The sequence below is a fragment of the Marinimicrobium sp. C6131 genome (assembly GCF_026153455.1).
GTDB lineage: Bacteria > Pseudomonadota > Gammaproteobacteria > Pseudomonadales > Cellvibrionaceae > Marinimicrobium.
The window spans coordinates 3,063,971-3,080,608 of sequence record NZ_CP110629.1; the positions used below are offsets into that span (position 1 = coordinate 3,063,971).

Below are 16,638 nucleotides of genomic sequence, written 5' to 3' on the forward strand. Positions count from 1 at the left end.
TCCGTACGCCTTACCGCTTCAACTTTTCGACAAAGTGATCCTTGATCGCTCGGGCATAATCGGGGGAAATCGGCCCCAACACATGCTGCTGATGCTCGGGAATATAGGACGCCGGATCAACGCCCTGCTTGAACAGATAGTGATCAAACAGATGACGCCAAGCGTTGCGCTGGGTCTGGGACAGGTCGCGCATGGCCAGCAGCGCAATATTCAGGCTGTCGATCGGGCTGGGAGGTGTGGCACCTTTCGCTGACGATCCGTTCCACCAATAATTCATCAGGGCATTCACCTTTTCCAGTGACTCCACATGGTGCCACCAGAGCATGGGAATAAAGATCGCATCGCCCGGCCCCAATTCCGCCGAATAGGCGTTGGCCAGGGCGGTTTCAAAGCGGGGGTAGCGCTCAAAATCCGGGTGGTTCAGGTCCACCAGGGAAGTAGGCGCTCCGGCTGGGGTGAAGTTGAGCGGGCCGGGGTAGAGGTTGCCGGTCTGCGCCGGAGGAAAGAGCACAAAGCGTCGGCGGCCGGCGACCACGCAGGCCATATTGTCCGCACCGTCGTAGTGGGCGCTGACAATACCCTCGTTACCGACCCAGAGCCTTGGTGTCACATCCGGGAAAAACGGCGTTGGATTATCCTCCACCAGACCGGGTAACAGATTTTCCGGCGCGCCATTCTGCAAAGAGATGGCGGGATAGACCGACCGGTCCATCAGTTCCAGTAACCGTCCCAGAAACAGGTCCACGCGCTCGTCACCGGCCAGATAGTTCACGCCGGTCATATCGCCGTTGTAGTAAAAGCGTTTGTTGGCCTCGGGTGGGGCCAGGAGAATTCTGGCTTTTTGCCCCTGGTAGAACTGCAGCAGATAACGCACCCAGTCTTCGGGGGACTGCTGGGCGGCCGTCACCAGCGGCCAGTGCCGAGCGAAACCCCGGATCACCACCGGCTTCTGTTCGGGCGCGATCTGATCAAAGAACTGGCCGACAGAGAGATCATTAAACTCCGGAATCTGCCGATAGTCCGCCATCTCAGGAAACCTCCCCCGAGGTCCGGACCCGGCTCTCAACGCCGCAGTGCTGCCGAATATAATCGCCATGACTGGGCATCTTCATTACGGTAGTGCGGATATGGTCCGCCTGTTGCCGCAACTGCGCCGCCAGACGCTGACTGTCAAAGGCGTCCATCAACGGGTGGTATTTTCTGGGCCGGATGTTCATGCCTTCAAAGATGGAACACCAACTGTCCCGGCTGAAGAAATCTCCGCTGTTCGATTCCAGTTCGCCGCGCTCTCGAAACCGACGGATTTTTTCCCGCAGAGAGTCCGGCACCGGAAGATTCTGGCAATTCTGCCAGAAAGGGGTATCCCGTCGCCCCGCGGTACAGTAATGCAGAATAATGAAATCGCGGACTTCGCGATAGTCGGTATTGATCTTACGGTTGAACGCCTGTTCGATACCAGGATCGAAATCCCGATCCGGAAAATGACGGATAAAATGGATCAGGGTTTTGTACACCAGGTGAATGGCTGTGGACTCCAGAGGCTCCAGAAAACCGGAGGCCAGCCCCAGCGCCAGGCAGTTGTGGTGCCAGATTTTCTCGCGCCGCCCGGTCACAAAGGGAATCACTCTCGGCTCGTTCAGCACTTCGCCTTTCACCGTCGTCAGCAACGTCTGTATTGCCTGATCATCGCAGCAGTGCCGACTGGAGAATACATAGCCATTCCCGGTGCGATGCTGCAAGGGAATCCGCCAGCTCCAGCCCGCGGCCCGCGCGGTCGCCTGGGTATAGGGCACCGGGCCTTCGGTGTTCCGGGTTTGCACCACCACCGCCCGGTCACAGGGCAAGTAATCCGACCAGTCCCGATAACCCACATTCAATGCCCGGTCGATCAACCGGCCCCGAAATCCAGTGCAGTCGATGTAAAAATCGCTGGTTACTCTGGTACCGTCATCCAGACTCACGGAGCGAATGAACTGCCTGTCATCAACGGCAACGTCGTTAACGGTGGCTTCAATTCTGGCCACACCTCGCGCAAGGCACAGGTCACGCAGATAGCGGGCAACCAGAACCGCGTCCAGATGCAGGGCGTAGCTGTAATTTCGAAGCGCCCAATCGTTCGATCTCGGCGGGCGCAGCATGAAGCGCGAGTGTTCCGCCATGATGGCGCCGGGTGACTGGTCCAGCCAACGGGTTGCCTGACCCTCACTAAGCGTTTTCAGCCAGGCCTGATAAAACTCAAAACCATTGATATCCTGCCCGACACGGCCAAAGGGGTGAAAGTAGTGCTCGCCAACTTCCCGCCAGTCATCAAAACGGATCCCCAGTTTGAAGCTGGCCGATGTGGCTCTGATAAAGGCGTTCAGGTCGATCCGGCAGGCCCGGAGAAAATCCAGGATGGAGGGCACGGTGGATTCGCCGACGCCCACGCTAGCAATATCCGGCGATTCGATCACGGTGATCTTGATACCGCTGCCCTGAAGCGCCGACGATAGCACACTGGCGGCCATCCAGCCGGCCGTGCCACCGCCCACGATACACAGTGAATTCAGGCTGTTCTGCATAAGCACGAAAAAGGCGCTCCGCACAGCGGCGACGCGCCTTCCCTATTACCTCCAGTCAGTCACCGGTCAGAATACCGCGCGTACGCTCAGTGCGTATCGGCGGTCGGTGGTGAAGCTCAACGCGTCAGTTCGGTCACCGGCCTGGTTCAGCTGATACTGGGTTTTGGTCTCTTCATCCAGCAGGTTGCTGGCTTCCAGACCGACACTCCAGATATCGCTGATGTCATAGTACAGGCTGGCATCCATCATGCCTTGCGCTTTGGCGTACGTCGGTACGAACTCCTCGGATTCCCGCATCGTCAACAGATACTCCGAGCGCCAGGTGTAGGCCAGGCGGAACCGGATATCCTCGTACTCATACATACCGACGATATTGGCATTCTGATCCGAGTAGCCCACCAGCGGCAGACCGGTGAACCGACGGAAGGAGTTGCGGTTGTCGGTAATCGGTGTGCCATCACCACTATAGCGTATTCCCTCGGATGGATTGCTGTTGGGGTCTTCCAGGCCATCCTGATCGATATAGGTGAAGTTCAACTGCATACCCAGGCCGCTCCAGGCTCCCGGTAACATATCGTAGAACTGGGAGTATGAAAATTCGACCCCGCGGATCGTGCCGGATCCGGTGTTGGCCGGACCGTCGGCGGACACCGGATAGGTATAACCCGCGTGCTCAACCTCGGTGTCAAACTGGCGGTTGCGGATGATGTTATCCAGGTCCTTGTGGAACAGACCAACCGTCAGAGAACCCACCGGGGCAAAGTACCACTCGGCACTCAAGTCCAGGTTAATGGACTCTTCCGGTTCCAGGTAGGGATTGCGCGCATTGGCGCTGATCTCGATATCCGTCAGATCGACTACCGGGTTGGTCTCTTCGTCTTTCCCCTCGCTCGGATCCTGCAGTACCTCGGTGTAATCCAGACTCACCACCATGCTGTTGCGGGCGTCGGTCAGGGTTGGGTAATACAGTCCCTTGGAGGCGCCAAAGCGCAATACCACATCTTCGGTGAGGCCGAAGCTCAGGTTCAGGCTGGGCAGAACGGTGTCGTAGTCGGTGCCCTGAACGGTACTGAGCATGGAGTCTCCGGAGGCGAGTGCGAAGATTTCCGGATAGTCGTCTCTCATCACCTGATACAGTGATTCATCTTCGCTGGTACCGCGCCGAGCGGTGGGCGGCAGAGTCACATTGCCCGTAGACGCCAGTTGATAGTTCACATAACGCAGACCGACATTACCGGTCAGAGGAACCGCCCAATCGTCAAACTCGAAGTTCCCGCGAACATAGAATTCACTGCGCTCTTCGTTGGTCGAGCTGATATGACGCGGCGCGAAGTGGCTGTACAGACGATCGTCCAGGTCTTCATAGGGTAGGGCACACTCGCCGCTGCCGTCCATGGCGTTACCCAGTGCACTCCAGGAGCCACAACCGTCGCGCAGGGTCTGAATATAATTTTCGGACAGATCCATTCGGGGAAACAGGAAGCTGTTGTTCGGCCCCTGCACTACTTTTCCGTCGTACTGATCGGCAAAGCTGACCCGCTCAAACAGCTCCGGCGCCACTTGCGGCGAAGCGTTGTAGGAGCCTTCAGCGGACCAGGGCGTACCCAGCGCCTGCCAACCCTCATACTCGGTATCGGCAATGGCCAGGTCTTTTTCCGAGTAGTAGGCACCCGCTTGGATGGAGGTGAAAGCGCCGTCGAAATCGTACTGGAAATCCACCTGGAAGCTGTCCGATTCGGCGCTGGCATCCACTTCCTGCTGCATGCCATTGCTCAGCCGCAGTATCGGGTTGGTGTAGGTGCCGTCCACCGGCCCATCAACTTCGGGCGGGTTGGAGGTGTTCGAGTTCAGATACTCAAAGGTCGGCGTATCGCCTCGCAAGTCCATAAAAAAGGGCGCGTGCTCAAAGGTCTGGTTGCCGTTGATGCGCGAGGTCAGGTTGTAGTTGTGGACCACCTGCGTCGACTCCACCCGCTGATAGTCCAGCGACAGGGTCATGCGATCAGAGGGGTTCAACTGCACATTGAGCGAGGTGTCTTCCACCGTATTTTCGTTGTAGTTGTAGCGCGAGCGGAATTGCAACGGCATTTCCGGATGGTTGGCACGGCCTACGCCCGAGGTCAGAAAGCCATCCCCATCGTAATCGGTCTGGTTATTGACGGTCAGCGGCCGGCCCTCATCGCGCTCATCAAACCACTGAATGGTATTGGGCACATACGGCAGGAAGCCGCGGTCCCCCGACGCAATCACTCGCTCGCGCCACTCCAGAGAGGCTTTGGAGTTGATGTGTTCCAGTGTAGCCACGATGGTTTCATCGGTATTGGCCCACTGCAATGAGGTGGTAAAGCCCGTGCGCTCACGGTCATTTTCCGCGGTGCTGATGTGGTAGTTGGCCGGCGCATACCAGGTGACCCCGTCGGGCTGACCTTCCAGCGCCTCGCCCTCGTAGGGCGGCACAAAGGCGGCGGCATCTTCGGCATCGTATTGGACGGTGTCTTCAAAACCCAGGGCATCACAGGCACGCCAATCAGAGGCGCCCGGAATACAGGGGTTGGAATACTGGCCTTCAATCACCCCGGGAGTAGCGGTGCCCCACTCGTCATAGGAGAAGGTGTCCAACACACCACGGCTGTGGTAATTCCCCAGGCCAACGCCATCGCCGCGGGTTTGGTATTCAGACTGGGAGCCCGCGATCAGAAAGCCGAACCGACCCGCACTGGTTTCCCAGTTGTCGGAGAACAGGGCCGAGAAGGACGGCGTCACCTCCTCCCGGTAGTCCCCATAGTGGCCCTTCGCATTCAGGGAGACGAGCCGTCCTTCAGAATCAAAGGGTTTGCGGGTGATCAGATTGACCGTCCCGGCAATGCCGCCGGAAATCAAATCGGCGGTCTGGTTCTTGACCACTTCCACGGATCCCAGCAGCTCCGCCGGGAAATCCTCATAACTCAAGCCACCCCAAGGGTTCGCGCTGAAGGCGTCACGGCCGTTGATTTCACTGCGCACCCGATCCAGGCCCCGCACCAGCACGCCCGTGCCTTCGTCGGCGTAGTGCTTGGGATCATCGGAGGAGGCAAAACGCTCAATGGTAACCCCCGGCACCCGCTGCAGCGCTTCGGTCACGCTACGATCCGGGAGCGCGCCAATGTCCGACGCGGTAATGACGTCCTTGAAGGTATCCGCATTGCGCTTGATGTCCTGGGAGGTTTCGATACTGGAGCGCATTCCGCGCACCACGATTTCCTCCAGTAGCGCCTCGTCCCCCTGCGCCACGGCGGGTTGGGTAGTCGCCACGGCGGCACTGCAGACCACCAGGCTGAGCAGCTTTTTATTGAACACGGTTGGCATGGTTGTGTATCCCCTATTGGCGTGTGTCATGCATTTTTTATGTTTGGCGGAGTATCACCTCCTGGATGTCCTTCCCCAGCAACGCCACCTGCGCTCCGTCCCGGAGCCGCCGGGCACTGGACCCATCCAGTGCCCGGCAGTGTGATGAACATAACAATCGTGAAATAAAATATCAATAACTATTTATTTTTATGAAAACAACTTTCACGGCCCTCGGCGCCAATTGCCCGGACAAACAAGCGAAGCCTCTGCTTTTTCCCGTATTTGCTCATAAAAACGTCAATTCGATATTGCCAATTCGTCTAAATCATCGTCGGAAATCCAGTGGTTGACCTGCATCAATGCACGCTCCGGAATATGTGCTACCCTTTTGGTAGTCAACCTTGAATAACGAGATCGAAGCACGGAGTCGCCATGTCAGTCGACACGCACCCATCCGAAGTAGACAACTCGCAGGAAAAACGTCGGGAATGGCGAATGTTCGCCTTCATCGTGGTTTTCCTGTTCCCGATACTCACCGTTGCCCTGGTCGGCGCCTACGGTTTCGCCATCTGGATGTACCAGCTCCTGGCCGGGCCTCCCGGAGCGGGTTGATTCCCGCAGCGCTCTCAACGCCACCCACTTTGAACCACCACCAGGAGGCTTCTCATGGCCGTCATGCACCATGAGCCCGACCATCAACAGATACCCGTCACGACGCTGCCGGTGGAGTGGCACGTTGCCAGTGTGATCGTGCACACCCAGCCCGCGGCACTGGCCGCTACCGAAAAGTGGCTGCGCGAGCTGCCCAAGCACTGGCCGGACGAGACCCTCAAATGCGCCGAAATACACGCCCAAAGTGATCAGGGAAAGCTGGTATTGGTGCTCGAGAGCACCGACGCACAAGCGATTCTGGATGTGATTGACCAGACCAGCGCGCACCCCGGCGTTGTCAACGCCGCACTGGTCTACCACGAAGTGATTCCGCCGGAGGAACAACCGCAATGAATCTGACCCGCCGCCAATTTGCCAAGGCCAACGCCGCTGCGGTAGCCGCCGCGGCCATCGGTATGCCGCTGCCCGCCAGCGCCAGCAACCTGGTCACCAACCGCGAGCTGACCAACCTGAAATGGAGTAAGGCCCCCTGCCGGTTCTGTGGCACCGGCTGTGGCGTTATGGTCGCCACCCGGGACAACCGGGTCGTGGCCACCCATGGCGACGTCAAAGCCGAGGTGAACCGGGGCTTGAACTGTGTGAAGGGCTACTTTCTGTCGAAAATCCTGTACGGGCCGGACCGGTTACACAAACCGCTGCTGCGGATGCGCAACGGCCAGTACGACAAGAACGGCGACTTCCAGGAAATCTCCTGGGACCAGGCCATGGACCTGCTCGCCGACAAGTTGAAGCAGTCGATTCGCGAACATGGCCCGGAAAGTGTCGGGCTGTTTGGTTCCGGGCAGTGGACCGTGTGGGAAGCCTACGCGGCCAGCAAGCTATTCAAGGGCGGGCTGCGCAGCAATAACCTCGACCCCAACGCACGCCACTGCATGGCCTCGGCGGTGGGCGGCTTCATGCGCACCTTCGGCATCGACGAGCCCATGGGCTGCTATGACGATATCGAGCACGCCGATGCGTTCGTGCTGTGGGGCTCGAACATGGCAGAAATGCACCCCGTACTGTGGAGCCGGGTCACCGACCGCAAGCTCTCCTACGAGCATGTTCAGGTGGTCGCCATGTCCCCCTACGAAACCCGCAGTTTCGATCTGGCGGATCTGCCCATAATTTTCAAGCCTCACACCGACCTGATCATTCTCAACTACATTGCCAATTACCTGATCGAGAACGACAAGGTCAATCACGAGTTCGTCAACAAATACACTCGCTTTGTGAAAGGCCAGGACGATATCGGGTACGGCCTGCGCGCCGAAGACCCGCGGCAACAACGGGCCAAGGGCGCCGACAAAGCCAACACCTGGAGCGATATCACCTTCGAGGAGTTTGCCGAATTCGTCAAACCCTACACCCTGGAACGGGCCGCCAAGGAAACCGGCGTCCCCAAGGCCCGCCTGGAGCGGCTGGCGAAGATCTATGCGGACCCGGACATCAAGGTCATGTCCTGCTGGACCATGGGCTTCAACCAGCACACCCGCGGGGTCTGGGCGAACAACATGATCTACAACATTCACCTCCTGACCGGCAAAATCAGCGAGCCGGGCAACAGCCCCTTCTCGCTCACCGGTCAGCCCTCGGCCTGTGGCTCGGCTCGGGAAGTGGGCACCTTTGCCCACCGCCTGCCCGCCGACATGGTGGTCACCAACCCCAAACACCGGGCCATGACCGAGAAAATCTGGAAGCTGCCCGAGGGCACCATTCCCGACAAGGTGGGCTTCTCCGCTGTGGAGCAGAGCCGAAAACTGAAAGACGGCGTGCTCAAGGTCTACTGGACCCAGGTGACCAACAACATCCAGGCCGGCCCCAATACCAGTCAGGAAACCCTGCCCGGATGGCGCAACCCGGATGCGTTTGTGGTGGTCTCCGATGTCTACCCCACCGTCTCGGCCCAGGCCGCCGACATGATTCTGCCCAGCGCAATGTGGGTGGAAAAAGAGGGCGCCTTCGGCAACGCCGAGCGACGCACCCAATTCTGGCACCAACTGGTACCACCGCCCGGCGAAGCCCGCTCTGACCTCTGGCAGTTGATGGAAGTCTCCCGGCGCATCAAAACCGATGACGTCTGGCCAGCGGAGCTGCTCAACAAAGCCGGCGACCTCAAAGGCAAAACACTGTTCGATGTGCTCTTTGCCAACGGCCAGGTCAACCAGTTCAGCAACGACGACCGGGCCGAGGGCTATGACAACTACGAATCCGAAGCTTTCGGCTTTTATGTGCAGAAGGGCCTGTTCGAAGAGTACGCCCGCTTTGGGCGCGGCAAGGCCCACGACCTGGCCAATTTCGATCGGTACCACCAGGAGCGGGGCCTGCGCTGGCCTGTGGTGGACGGCAAGGAGACCCGGTGGCGCTTCCGCGAGGGCCACGACCCCTACGTGGAAGCGGGCAGCGGCGTGCAGTTCTACGGCAAACCGGATAATCGGGCCCTGATTTTTGCCCTGCCTTACGAGCCCCCGGCGGAGTCGCCCGATGAAGAATACCCCTTCTGGCTCAGTACCGGGCGGGTACTGGAGCACTGGCACACCGGTTCCATGACCCAGCGGGTCGAGGAGCTGAACCTGGCCGTACCCCACGCGCTGGTGTACATGAACTACGAAGACGCCCGTAAGCAGGGCTTCCGCCGCGGCAGCGAAGTACGGGTGATCAGCCGGCGCGGCAACATCCGGGCACGGGTAGAAACCCGGGGCCGGATCAAGCCACCGGAGGGGCTGGTGTACATTCCCTTTTTTGACGCCAACCGGTTAGTCAACAAGCTGACACTCGATGCCACCGACCCGATTTCCCTGCAGACGGATTTCAAGAAGTGTGCCGTCCGCCTCGAACTGATCAGCCTTGCATAAGGGAGAGCCCATCATGATCAAACTGATTAGACGCAGCATTCTGATGGCAGGCCTGGTGATGCCGCTGATCGCCTCAGGTGAACCACCCCAGGAGGTCCCGGCACCGGATGGTGTGCGCCAGGGTGGCACGCTCAGCCAGACGGCCGAAGCGCCTCCGCTGGCCAATGTGCGCTCGAGCATGCGCCGGCCTACACGCAATTACCCCGAGCAGCCGCCGATGATTCCGCACACTATCCGCGGTTACCAGGTGGACACCAACTTCAACCAGTGCCTGAGTTGCCATAGCCGCAGCGCCACCGAAGTCAGCGGCGCCCCCATGGTCAGCATCACCCACTTTGTCGACCGGGACGGACAGACGCTGGCCTCGGTTTCACCGCGCCGCTATTTCTGCGTGCAGTGTCATGTGCCCCAGCACGACATCGATCCGGTGAAGGTCAGTACCTTCAAAGGGATTGACCAGGTGCTGGAAGATATCATCAAGCGCGGTGAGTAGCGGGGGACGGTTATGTGGAAAACACTGAAAGCGTATTGGAAAACGTTCAACCGACCCGCAACGCACATCAGCCTGGGGGTACTTACCCTCGGTGGTTTTATCGCCGGCATCATTTTCTGGGGCGGCTTCAACACGGCTTTGGAATTCACGAATACCGAAGAGTTCTGCATCAGTTGCCATGAAATGAAGGCCAACCCTTACGAGGAGTTGATCCCGACCATTCACTACACCAACCGATCCGGTGTTCGTGCCACCTGCTCAGACTGCCACGTTCCCCACGACTGGACCTACAAGATCGCCCGAAAAATGGAGGCCTCCAAAGAGGTGTGGGGCTGGATCTTCGGCACCATCGATACCCGGGAAAAGTTTCTGGACAAGCGCCGCATGCTCGCCGAGCGCGAGTGGCGCCGGCTGAAAGCCAACGACTCATTGGAGTGTCGCAACTGCCACAACTTCGAGTATATGGACTTTACCCAGCAATCACCCCGGGCCCGGGAAATGCACTCCACCCTGTTGGCCAGCGGCGAGAAAACCTGTATCGACTGTCACAAGGGCATCGCCCACAATCTGCCGGACATGCGCGGCGTGGAATCGGGCTTTCATGGTGACCTTAGTGAGGTCTACGCCCCCGGCAGCACGGCCGTGGCCCGGTTCCTGTTGACCGAGGAATAGCCTTCGCTCACAATTCCGGAACCGACCAGGAGACCGAACTGTGAGCGACAACGTCATAGCCTTCAAACGGCCCAGCGCCCAAGAAAAGCACAAGGGTAAAACCTTGTGCCGCAGTGGCTTTCATAAGTGGAAGGTGGTTACCGAACGGAAGTTTGATGTCAAGCAGGGGAAGTTGGTGACCCAGCTGAGGTGCACTCGGTGCGGTAAAGAGAAAGTGGAAGCGCTTTGATACTAACCGGCTACATCAATAAAGCTGTTAATTGATAAACGGCCGGTGAGCGGGTCGGGGTCCGGATGAAAGTCGGCTTCGATGCACCCCGAATGAAGGATATTTCTAGGATAGACCACCATCCGATTGAAAACACCTTCAACGCGACCGATTTCTTCGAACAATGGCGTAGATCCATTGATGTAGGCACGGCCGGGCATATTGGGACCATCATTCTCCGACTCCAATGACCGCAGGTAGGCCACTTTCCTCGCTTCGGTGAGACGCTCAAAACCAGTTTTTCGATGTCGATAGAACGCCGTGCCACCATATCCGGATCGAAACAGGTAGTGGATGGCCGCCAGACCTTCCGGTTCCAGAGAATCGAAATGGGGAATACGCTGCAACAGCGACAGCCGCTCCGGCGGTGTCGTGACCAATGAATACTGGCACATGGTAAACTTGAGGGTCCTGCCAGACAGGCCAAACGCATCCGCTATGGCCTCCTGAAGACTCTCCAGCACAAAGCGCTGGTAAGAAAGAGAGACAGGCGCTCGAATTCCGGGGAAGAAGCGCGACTGGGTCGTAAAGTTCAAATGACTCGCTTCTGCCCGCAGCCGCTCGGGTTGCTCCACCAGTTGGTCAATGATCATTACCGGTGTATGTTCTTCCCCGACATGTTCGATCCGAATCGACCGATCAGGCGAAGGAGCCCATACAGAATCAACGCTCACGACAGTACTCCTTAACAAATGCTCCATGCTGGGGAAGCTTCTCTACCCCAGATCTCACCTGTCGCCTGAAATCGTCCAACGTTTTTTGCAGTCGCTCATCGCCCATAGCACGGACAATCGGGTGGTAGCGTTCTGGGTGGATTCGTTGCCCCAACATGACCTGCACCCAGGAATCAAGGCGGAACAGTTCGTTCGGTGCCTGGTAGGCATGCCCTTGCTCCCGAAATAGGGCGATGCGCTCCTGCAGTGACTCCGGAATGCTCATGTTACTGCAGTGGCGCCAAAATGGGCTGTCAGACCGTTCCGTGGCGTGATAGTGAAGAATGATAAAGTCTCGGATCTTTTCCAGCTCGTCTTTTGCAATCCGGTTGTAATGGCTCACCAATGAAGGCGTAATACCGTCAAAAGGAAAAAGCTGAATCAACCGTGTCATGCTGATCATGATCAGGTGGATTGACGTCGACTCCAACGGCTCAACAAAACCGCTGGACAGCCCCACGGCCACACAGTTCTTGTTCCAGGTCTGACGTCGCCGTCCAGTACGAAACCGGATCAGGCGTGGTTCAGTCAGTGGCTTCCCCTCGATACTGGATAAGAGCCGATCCCGCGCGGCCTCATCGCTTGAATACCGGCTGCAGTACACCAGGCCATTCCCCACCCGATGCTGGAGTGGAATACGCCACCGCCAACCACTGTCGTGAGCACTGGACAGAGTGTAGGGTGGTGGTGGGCCGACGGACTCTGTCTGTACCGCCAAGGCGCTGTCGCAAGGCAACCAATGGCTCCAGTCCTCATACCCCGTGTGCAGAGCTTCCTCAATGAGTAACCCCCGAAACCCGGTACAGTCAATGAACAGATCTGCATCCACCGATTCTCCGGACGCCATTTCCAGCGACTCGATATAGCCTGAATCAGGGTTCAGGTGCACCTGCTGAATCTTGCCCTCGATTCGCGTAACACCCTCGCTTTCACTCTTGGTTCGCAAAAAGGCGGCGTATCGGGTCGCATCCAGGTGATAGGCGTAGTTCAGGCTGCCGTTTGACGAGGTGGCAAATTTTCCCTCCCGAGCCGCCTCATGTTCCACGCAGTACTCCCCGAATTCTCCCCCGAAACCCTGTTCCCTGGCACGTAGCCAGAAATGCTGGAAGTCAGCCATCCAGGTTTCTTTACCGGTCTTTCCGAAAGAGTGAATATAGCGGTCACCGTCCCGGGCCCAGTTCTCAAAGGCGATACCCAATTTGAATGTGGCTCCTGTGGCCGCCATAAACTGTTGCTCATCTACACCAATCAGTCGATGAAAGTTGCGCATGGGCGGGATACTGGCTTCACCGACACCAACGGTACCAATGTCCTCGGATTCGACCAGCACAATATTGAGCAAGTCGCCAAGCTGCGACGACAATGCCGCCGCGCAGACCCAGCCAGCAGTGCCACCACCTGCGATTACCACTTTGCGTACAGGCTTGTTCACGGTGTTCTCCTGTAAAACAGGTTCATTTTATAGAAACCATACCACGGTTTTTAGAGAAACTCATTGGCAAAAAAAAGGCCGCTGCAAGCAGCGACCTTCTTCTTACCAGGGACCAAGCCGGAAGGTTGGCCCAAGTTTTCACGCAACCTTTAGAAGGCGTAGCGAGCACCGATCTGGTAACGAGCGCCCTGATCTTGAAGATCCCAAAGCTGGTTCTCAGAGCGACCATGCTGACGGATGTTCTCTTCGGTCAAATTGATGCCCTCGAAGAACACACTCAGATCGTCCGTCACATTATATGCAACGTTCAGATCAAGCTGAGAGTATTCCTCAACGTAAACCGGGTTCCGCGAGTTACCACGGTTGGTTTCGTTGAGGAACTTGTCACGCCAGTTGTAGGCCAGACGCACGGTGAAACCGTAGTTCTCATAGATACCAACGAGGTTAGCGGTATCACTCAAGCCCAGTAGCGCGAACTGTGCTTCCGAAGGATCGCCCAGATCATTAAACGCTACGTCGCCCCGCACTATGGTGTAGTTGGCCTGAACACCGAAACCGGTATCGCCAAAGAAATGCTGTGCGGCGAGTTCGCTACCGTAGAGCTTGGCTTCACGATTGTTGACTGGCGTTGCGGTGTTGAAGATCATCAACGGATCTTCGGAGTTGGGGATCAGGTCGTACTCTGTCGCCACATCCACTGCGAAGTCTGCGTCGTCTGTATAATCCGCCGCCCCATTCGGGAAAGCATCCGGATTATCCAGCACGGCGGTCATGACAAACAGAGAGGTATCGTTGATGTCATAGCCACCATCAGAGAGCGCCTGTGCCGCTTCTTCTACGCGAGGACCGTTGGTGACATCACGCAGACCGAAGTGGCTTTCCGGAATCTGGTCAGTACCAATAAAGTTACTGACTCGCTTCTCAAAGAAACCCGCTGATACATAGCTGGAGTCGTCGTAGTACCATTCAACCGACAAATCCAGGTTGTCTGATTCCAGCGGTTTCAGAGCCGGGTTGGTCGCGTTGGCGGTCGGAGTCGAGCCAAGATAGGTAGAACCCACGTTGCCAAAGCCACCCACGGATGCTGCTAACTGGCCGTAACCGGCGCGAGCGATGGTTTTGCTATAAGAGAAGCGAGCTTTGACGTCCTCTGCCAGCAGAATATCGAAATCCAGGCTGGGCAGCAGGTTGTCGTAGTCAGACTTGACGGTAAACGCTTCAGTGGTATCGCTGTAGACAGTCTGGAAGTCGTTGTTGTCTTGCCACACCCGGTAGGCCGGAATCTGAGTGAAGGACGTGGAAGTCACATCGGTAGTTTCATAGCGGAAACCGGTCACCAAGTTGGTTTCCATGCCACCGAGCTCGCCCTGAATAGTAACCTGGGCGAAAAGTGCGTTAATGTCTTCTTCAATCAGATTGTTATTGGAGAAGTTCGGGTTATAAGCCACTGCATAACCGTTTTCAGCCGTACCGTATTCGCTAACAGCCCACTCAGCCAAGGCTACCGGGTTGCCGCGGGCACCGCCCTGGAAGCCACCGCTAGTGGGATAATCGTCGAACTGTCCCAACAGGCTGAACTCTTGCAGCAAGCCATCGGGAATTTCACCCGGGTTGGCTACACCCCAGTCACCCAATGCCATGTAGCGATCCGAGTTCTGCTGCTCCATTTCCACAGTGCGACTTTCGACACCGAAATCGAAACGGCCATCGTCAAACTCGAAGGCGCCATCCAGCTGCACTTGGGTCACATCAGTGGTCTGACCGGCGTACCAGATCCGAGCAACCTGGGAGCCGAAGTCATCCAGACTGAAGCCATTTTCATAAGTCGCCTGAGTCAACGGCAGATCGCGGTCCCAATCAGTCACCTGCGAGGTCTGGGTCGGGTTGGCTACACTCACGTCGATAGAGCCTGCATTACCCGGGCCATCCGGCAGGCTTTCCATGGTGGAGTCATGGACGTCGAAGTTGAAGCTCAAGCGGTCGTTGACCTGCCACTCGGCGTTGAAGCCAATAGAGGTCAGCTCGTCGCGCTGTTCACGCCATTGCTGCTCGTAGCCGTTATCCTTGTTGGCCAAGGTTTCAGAGTAAATCGCTGGCGTAGCAACCGCAGAGTCGTCAAACACCAGGCGATCAACGGTGTTGCCGTTGGCATACCAGAAGGTCTGCTCGCCACGATGCTCAGTAAGATAGTTCTCAGCATATACCAGATCACCGGTCAGGGTGAGGTTGTCCTGGGGCTGGAACTGCAGGGTCAACATGGCGTTGGTACGCTCACGATGACGATCGGATACAGAGTAACGAACGTCGTTGGGACGGCCGTAGAGTTGGCCCTCTTCAGGGGCATTTTCAATCACCGCATCATCGGTGAACGAATAGAGTTCGTCCTCGCCCCAGCGCCCAATATTCCAGTCGTTGGAGGTGGCTCCGGCGGCTCCGGAATCGCGTTCCTGAAAGCTGGCGGCCAGGCTCACACCAAAGGTGTCAGAATCATCGGTCCAGCTGAAAATACCGGAGACTTCCGGAGTCAGGTCATCACCGGTCAAGGTGGTAGTGTCATGAACGGCTTTAAAGCCGACGCTACCCTCGGTTCCGCGATCCAGAGGACGGGCGGTCTTGATGTTGATGGTACCGCCGATACCACCGGTCGCAATACTGGCACGGCCTGTCTTGTACACTTCCAGTCCGGAAACGCTTTCCGAAGCCAGGTTGGCAAAGTCAAATGCGCGGGTGCCACCACCACGGGTACCACTGGCACCACTACCACCACCGAAGGTGCTGGCTGCGGGAAGCTGACGACCATTCAGGGTCACCATGTTGTTGTCGCCACCGAAACCACGGATGGTAACCGAGGAACCCTCGCCGTTGCGACGGTCAATGGACACGCCGGTAATGCGCTGCAGGGATTCAGCCAGGTTAGTATCGGGGAATTTACCGATGTCTTCCGCAGAAATGGCATCAACGACACCAGTGGCATCGCGCTTGATGTCCATCGCCTGCTCCAGGGAGCCGCGGATACCGGTGACCACCACCTCTTCCAGCATGGGCTCGCCCTGCTGCGCTAATGCACCACCGCTGAAGCCAGCCAGGGCCGATGAGGCCACGACTGAGGCGATCAGGCGCTTTTGAAAACTCTTACGATTGGGATTCATGGAACTCTCCTTACTGAGACCAGGTTATTATTGTCGGCACACGAAGTACCGCAAATCATTTACCAGCAATCCGTAAATAGCTGTTGTACGGTTTTGGTTGATCACCACCGCTGAGCCAGGGGCAGAGTCCCTTACTGTTGTAGTCATTTCCTGCTTCGGCATCCAGACGCTCTCACTCTCCGAAAACCGATCACCGCAAACCCAATTCGGCGTCCGCTCACACGGCACGGATCTCTAATTACCATTTGGAACAAAAAGTGTACTCTTTATTCCTAAGCACGACTTGCCGCGTCCGATGGCGCTTAGATAATCTTCTATGTGCCGCCTAAAACCACACTAGAGTTATAGTGACCATAAATATTAGTCTTCTAGACTATTACACTCCCGCCCATACCTTGTCAACATCCAATTGCATAGACGAAACAGTCAGTTATGAGCTCTTGCTGAGTTCTTGTTCAGACTAGTCGGGCCATGACCAAAGCGCAAATAGAAAGAACCGAAAAGTGACCCGATGCGC

12 protein-coding genes are annotated in these 16,638 nt (G+C 57.2%); 6 read left to right on the forward strand and 6 right to left on the reverse strand.

From position 1 onward, the window contains the following. Positions 1-10: 10 nt before the first annotated feature. From OOT55_RS13170 to OOT55_RS13180, 3 genes are all read right to left on the reverse strand, one after another. Complete coding sequence (locus tag OOT55_RS13170) at positions 11-1,027, reverse strand: cupin-like domain-containing protein (protein ID WP_265366313.1); 1,017 nt, start codon at positions 1,025-1,027, stop codon at positions 11-13. 1 nt (position 1,028) lies between these two features. Beyond that, positions 1,029-2,561 carry a tryptophan halogenase family protein gene (locus OOT55_RS13175; RefSeq protein WP_265368831.1) on the reverse strand — a complete coding sequence of 511 codons (1,533 nt, stop codon included), beginning with the start codon at positions 2,559-2,561 and terminating at the stop codon, positions 1,029-1,031. A 66-nt stretch (positions 2,562-2,627) separates the two neighbouring features. Further along, positions 2,628-5,906: a TonB-dependent receptor gene (locus OOT55_RS13180; RefSeq protein ID WP_265366314.1), complete on the reverse strand. Its 3,279-nt coding sequence runs from the start codon at positions 5,904-5,906 to the stop codon at positions 2,628-2,630. 414 nt (positions 5,907-6,320) lie between these two features. Between OOT55_RS13180 and napE the strand changes: the two genes are divergently transcribed. The 6 genes from napE to OOT55_RS13210 are packed head-to-tail and all read left to right on the forward strand — an operon-like array spanning position 6,321 to position 10,788. After that, positions 6,321-6,500 (forward strand): periplasmic nitrate reductase, NapE protein, encoded by a 180-nt coding sequence (napE, locus tag OOT55_RS13185; protein ID WP_265366315.1) that lies wholly within the window; start codon positions 6,321-6,323, stop codon positions 6,498-6,500. Positions 6,501-6,554: 54 nt separating this feature from the next. Continuing rightward, entirely contained in the window at positions 6,555-6,893 is a 339-nt protein-coding gene (locus tag OOT55_RS13190) for a chaperone NapD (RefSeq protein WP_265366316.1), read from the forward strand. Then, the gene (napA, locus tag OOT55_RS13195) at positions 6,890-9,394 is read left to right on the forward strand and encodes a nitrate reductase catalytic subunit NapA (protein WP_265366317.1); all 2,505 of its coding nucleotides are present in this window, start codon (positions 6,890-6,892) and stop codon (positions 9,392-9,394) included. Before OOT55_RS13190 ends, napA begins: the two co-directional genes overlap by 4 nt. 13 nt (positions 9,395-9,407) lie before the next feature. Beyond that, positions 9,408-9,887 (forward strand): nitrate reductase cytochrome c-type subunit, encoded by a 480-nt coding sequence (locus tag OOT55_RS13200; RefSeq protein ID WP_265366318.1) that lies wholly within the window; start codon positions 9,408-9,410, stop codon positions 9,885-9,887. Positions 9,888-9,899: 12 nt separating this feature from the next. Beyond that, on the forward strand, positions 9,900-10,559 hold the full coding sequence (locus OOT55_RS13205; RefSeq protein WP_265366319.1) for a cytochrome c3 family protein: 660 nt from the start codon (positions 9,900-9,902) through the stop codon (positions 10,557-10,559). Positions 10,560-10,599: 40 nt separating this feature from the next. After that, the gene (locus tag OOT55_RS13210) at positions 10,600-10,788 is read left to right on the forward strand and encodes a hypothetical protein (protein WP_265366320.1); all 189 of its coding nucleotides are present in this window, start codon (positions 10,600-10,602) and stop codon (positions 10,786-10,788) included. A gap of 2 nt (positions 10,789-10,790) precedes the next feature. Here OOT55_RS13210 and OOT55_RS13215 read toward each other — a convergent pair whose 3' ends face one another. The 3 genes from OOT55_RS13215 to OOT55_RS13225 all read right to left on the reverse strand — a co-directional run bounded on the left by OOT55_RS13215 (position 10,791) and on the right by OOT55_RS13225 (position 16,121). After that, entirely contained in the window at positions 10,791-11,501 is a 711-nt protein-coding gene (locus OOT55_RS13215) for a DUF6445 family protein (protein ID WP_265366321.1), read from the reverse strand. Next, on the reverse strand, positions 11,491-12,972 hold the full coding sequence (locus tag OOT55_RS13220; RefSeq protein ID WP_265366322.1) for a tryptophan halogenase family protein: 1,482 nt from the start codon (positions 12,970-12,972) through the stop codon (positions 11,491-11,493). Before OOT55_RS13220 ends, OOT55_RS13215 begins: the two co-directional genes overlap by 11 nt. A 149-nt stretch (positions 12,973-13,121) precedes the next feature. Beyond that, complete coding sequence (locus OOT55_RS13225; protein WP_265366323.1) at positions 13,122-16,121, reverse strand: TonB-dependent receptor; 3,000 nt, start codon at positions 16,119-16,121, stop codon at positions 13,122-13,124. Positions 16,122-16,638: the final 517 nt, after the last annotated feature.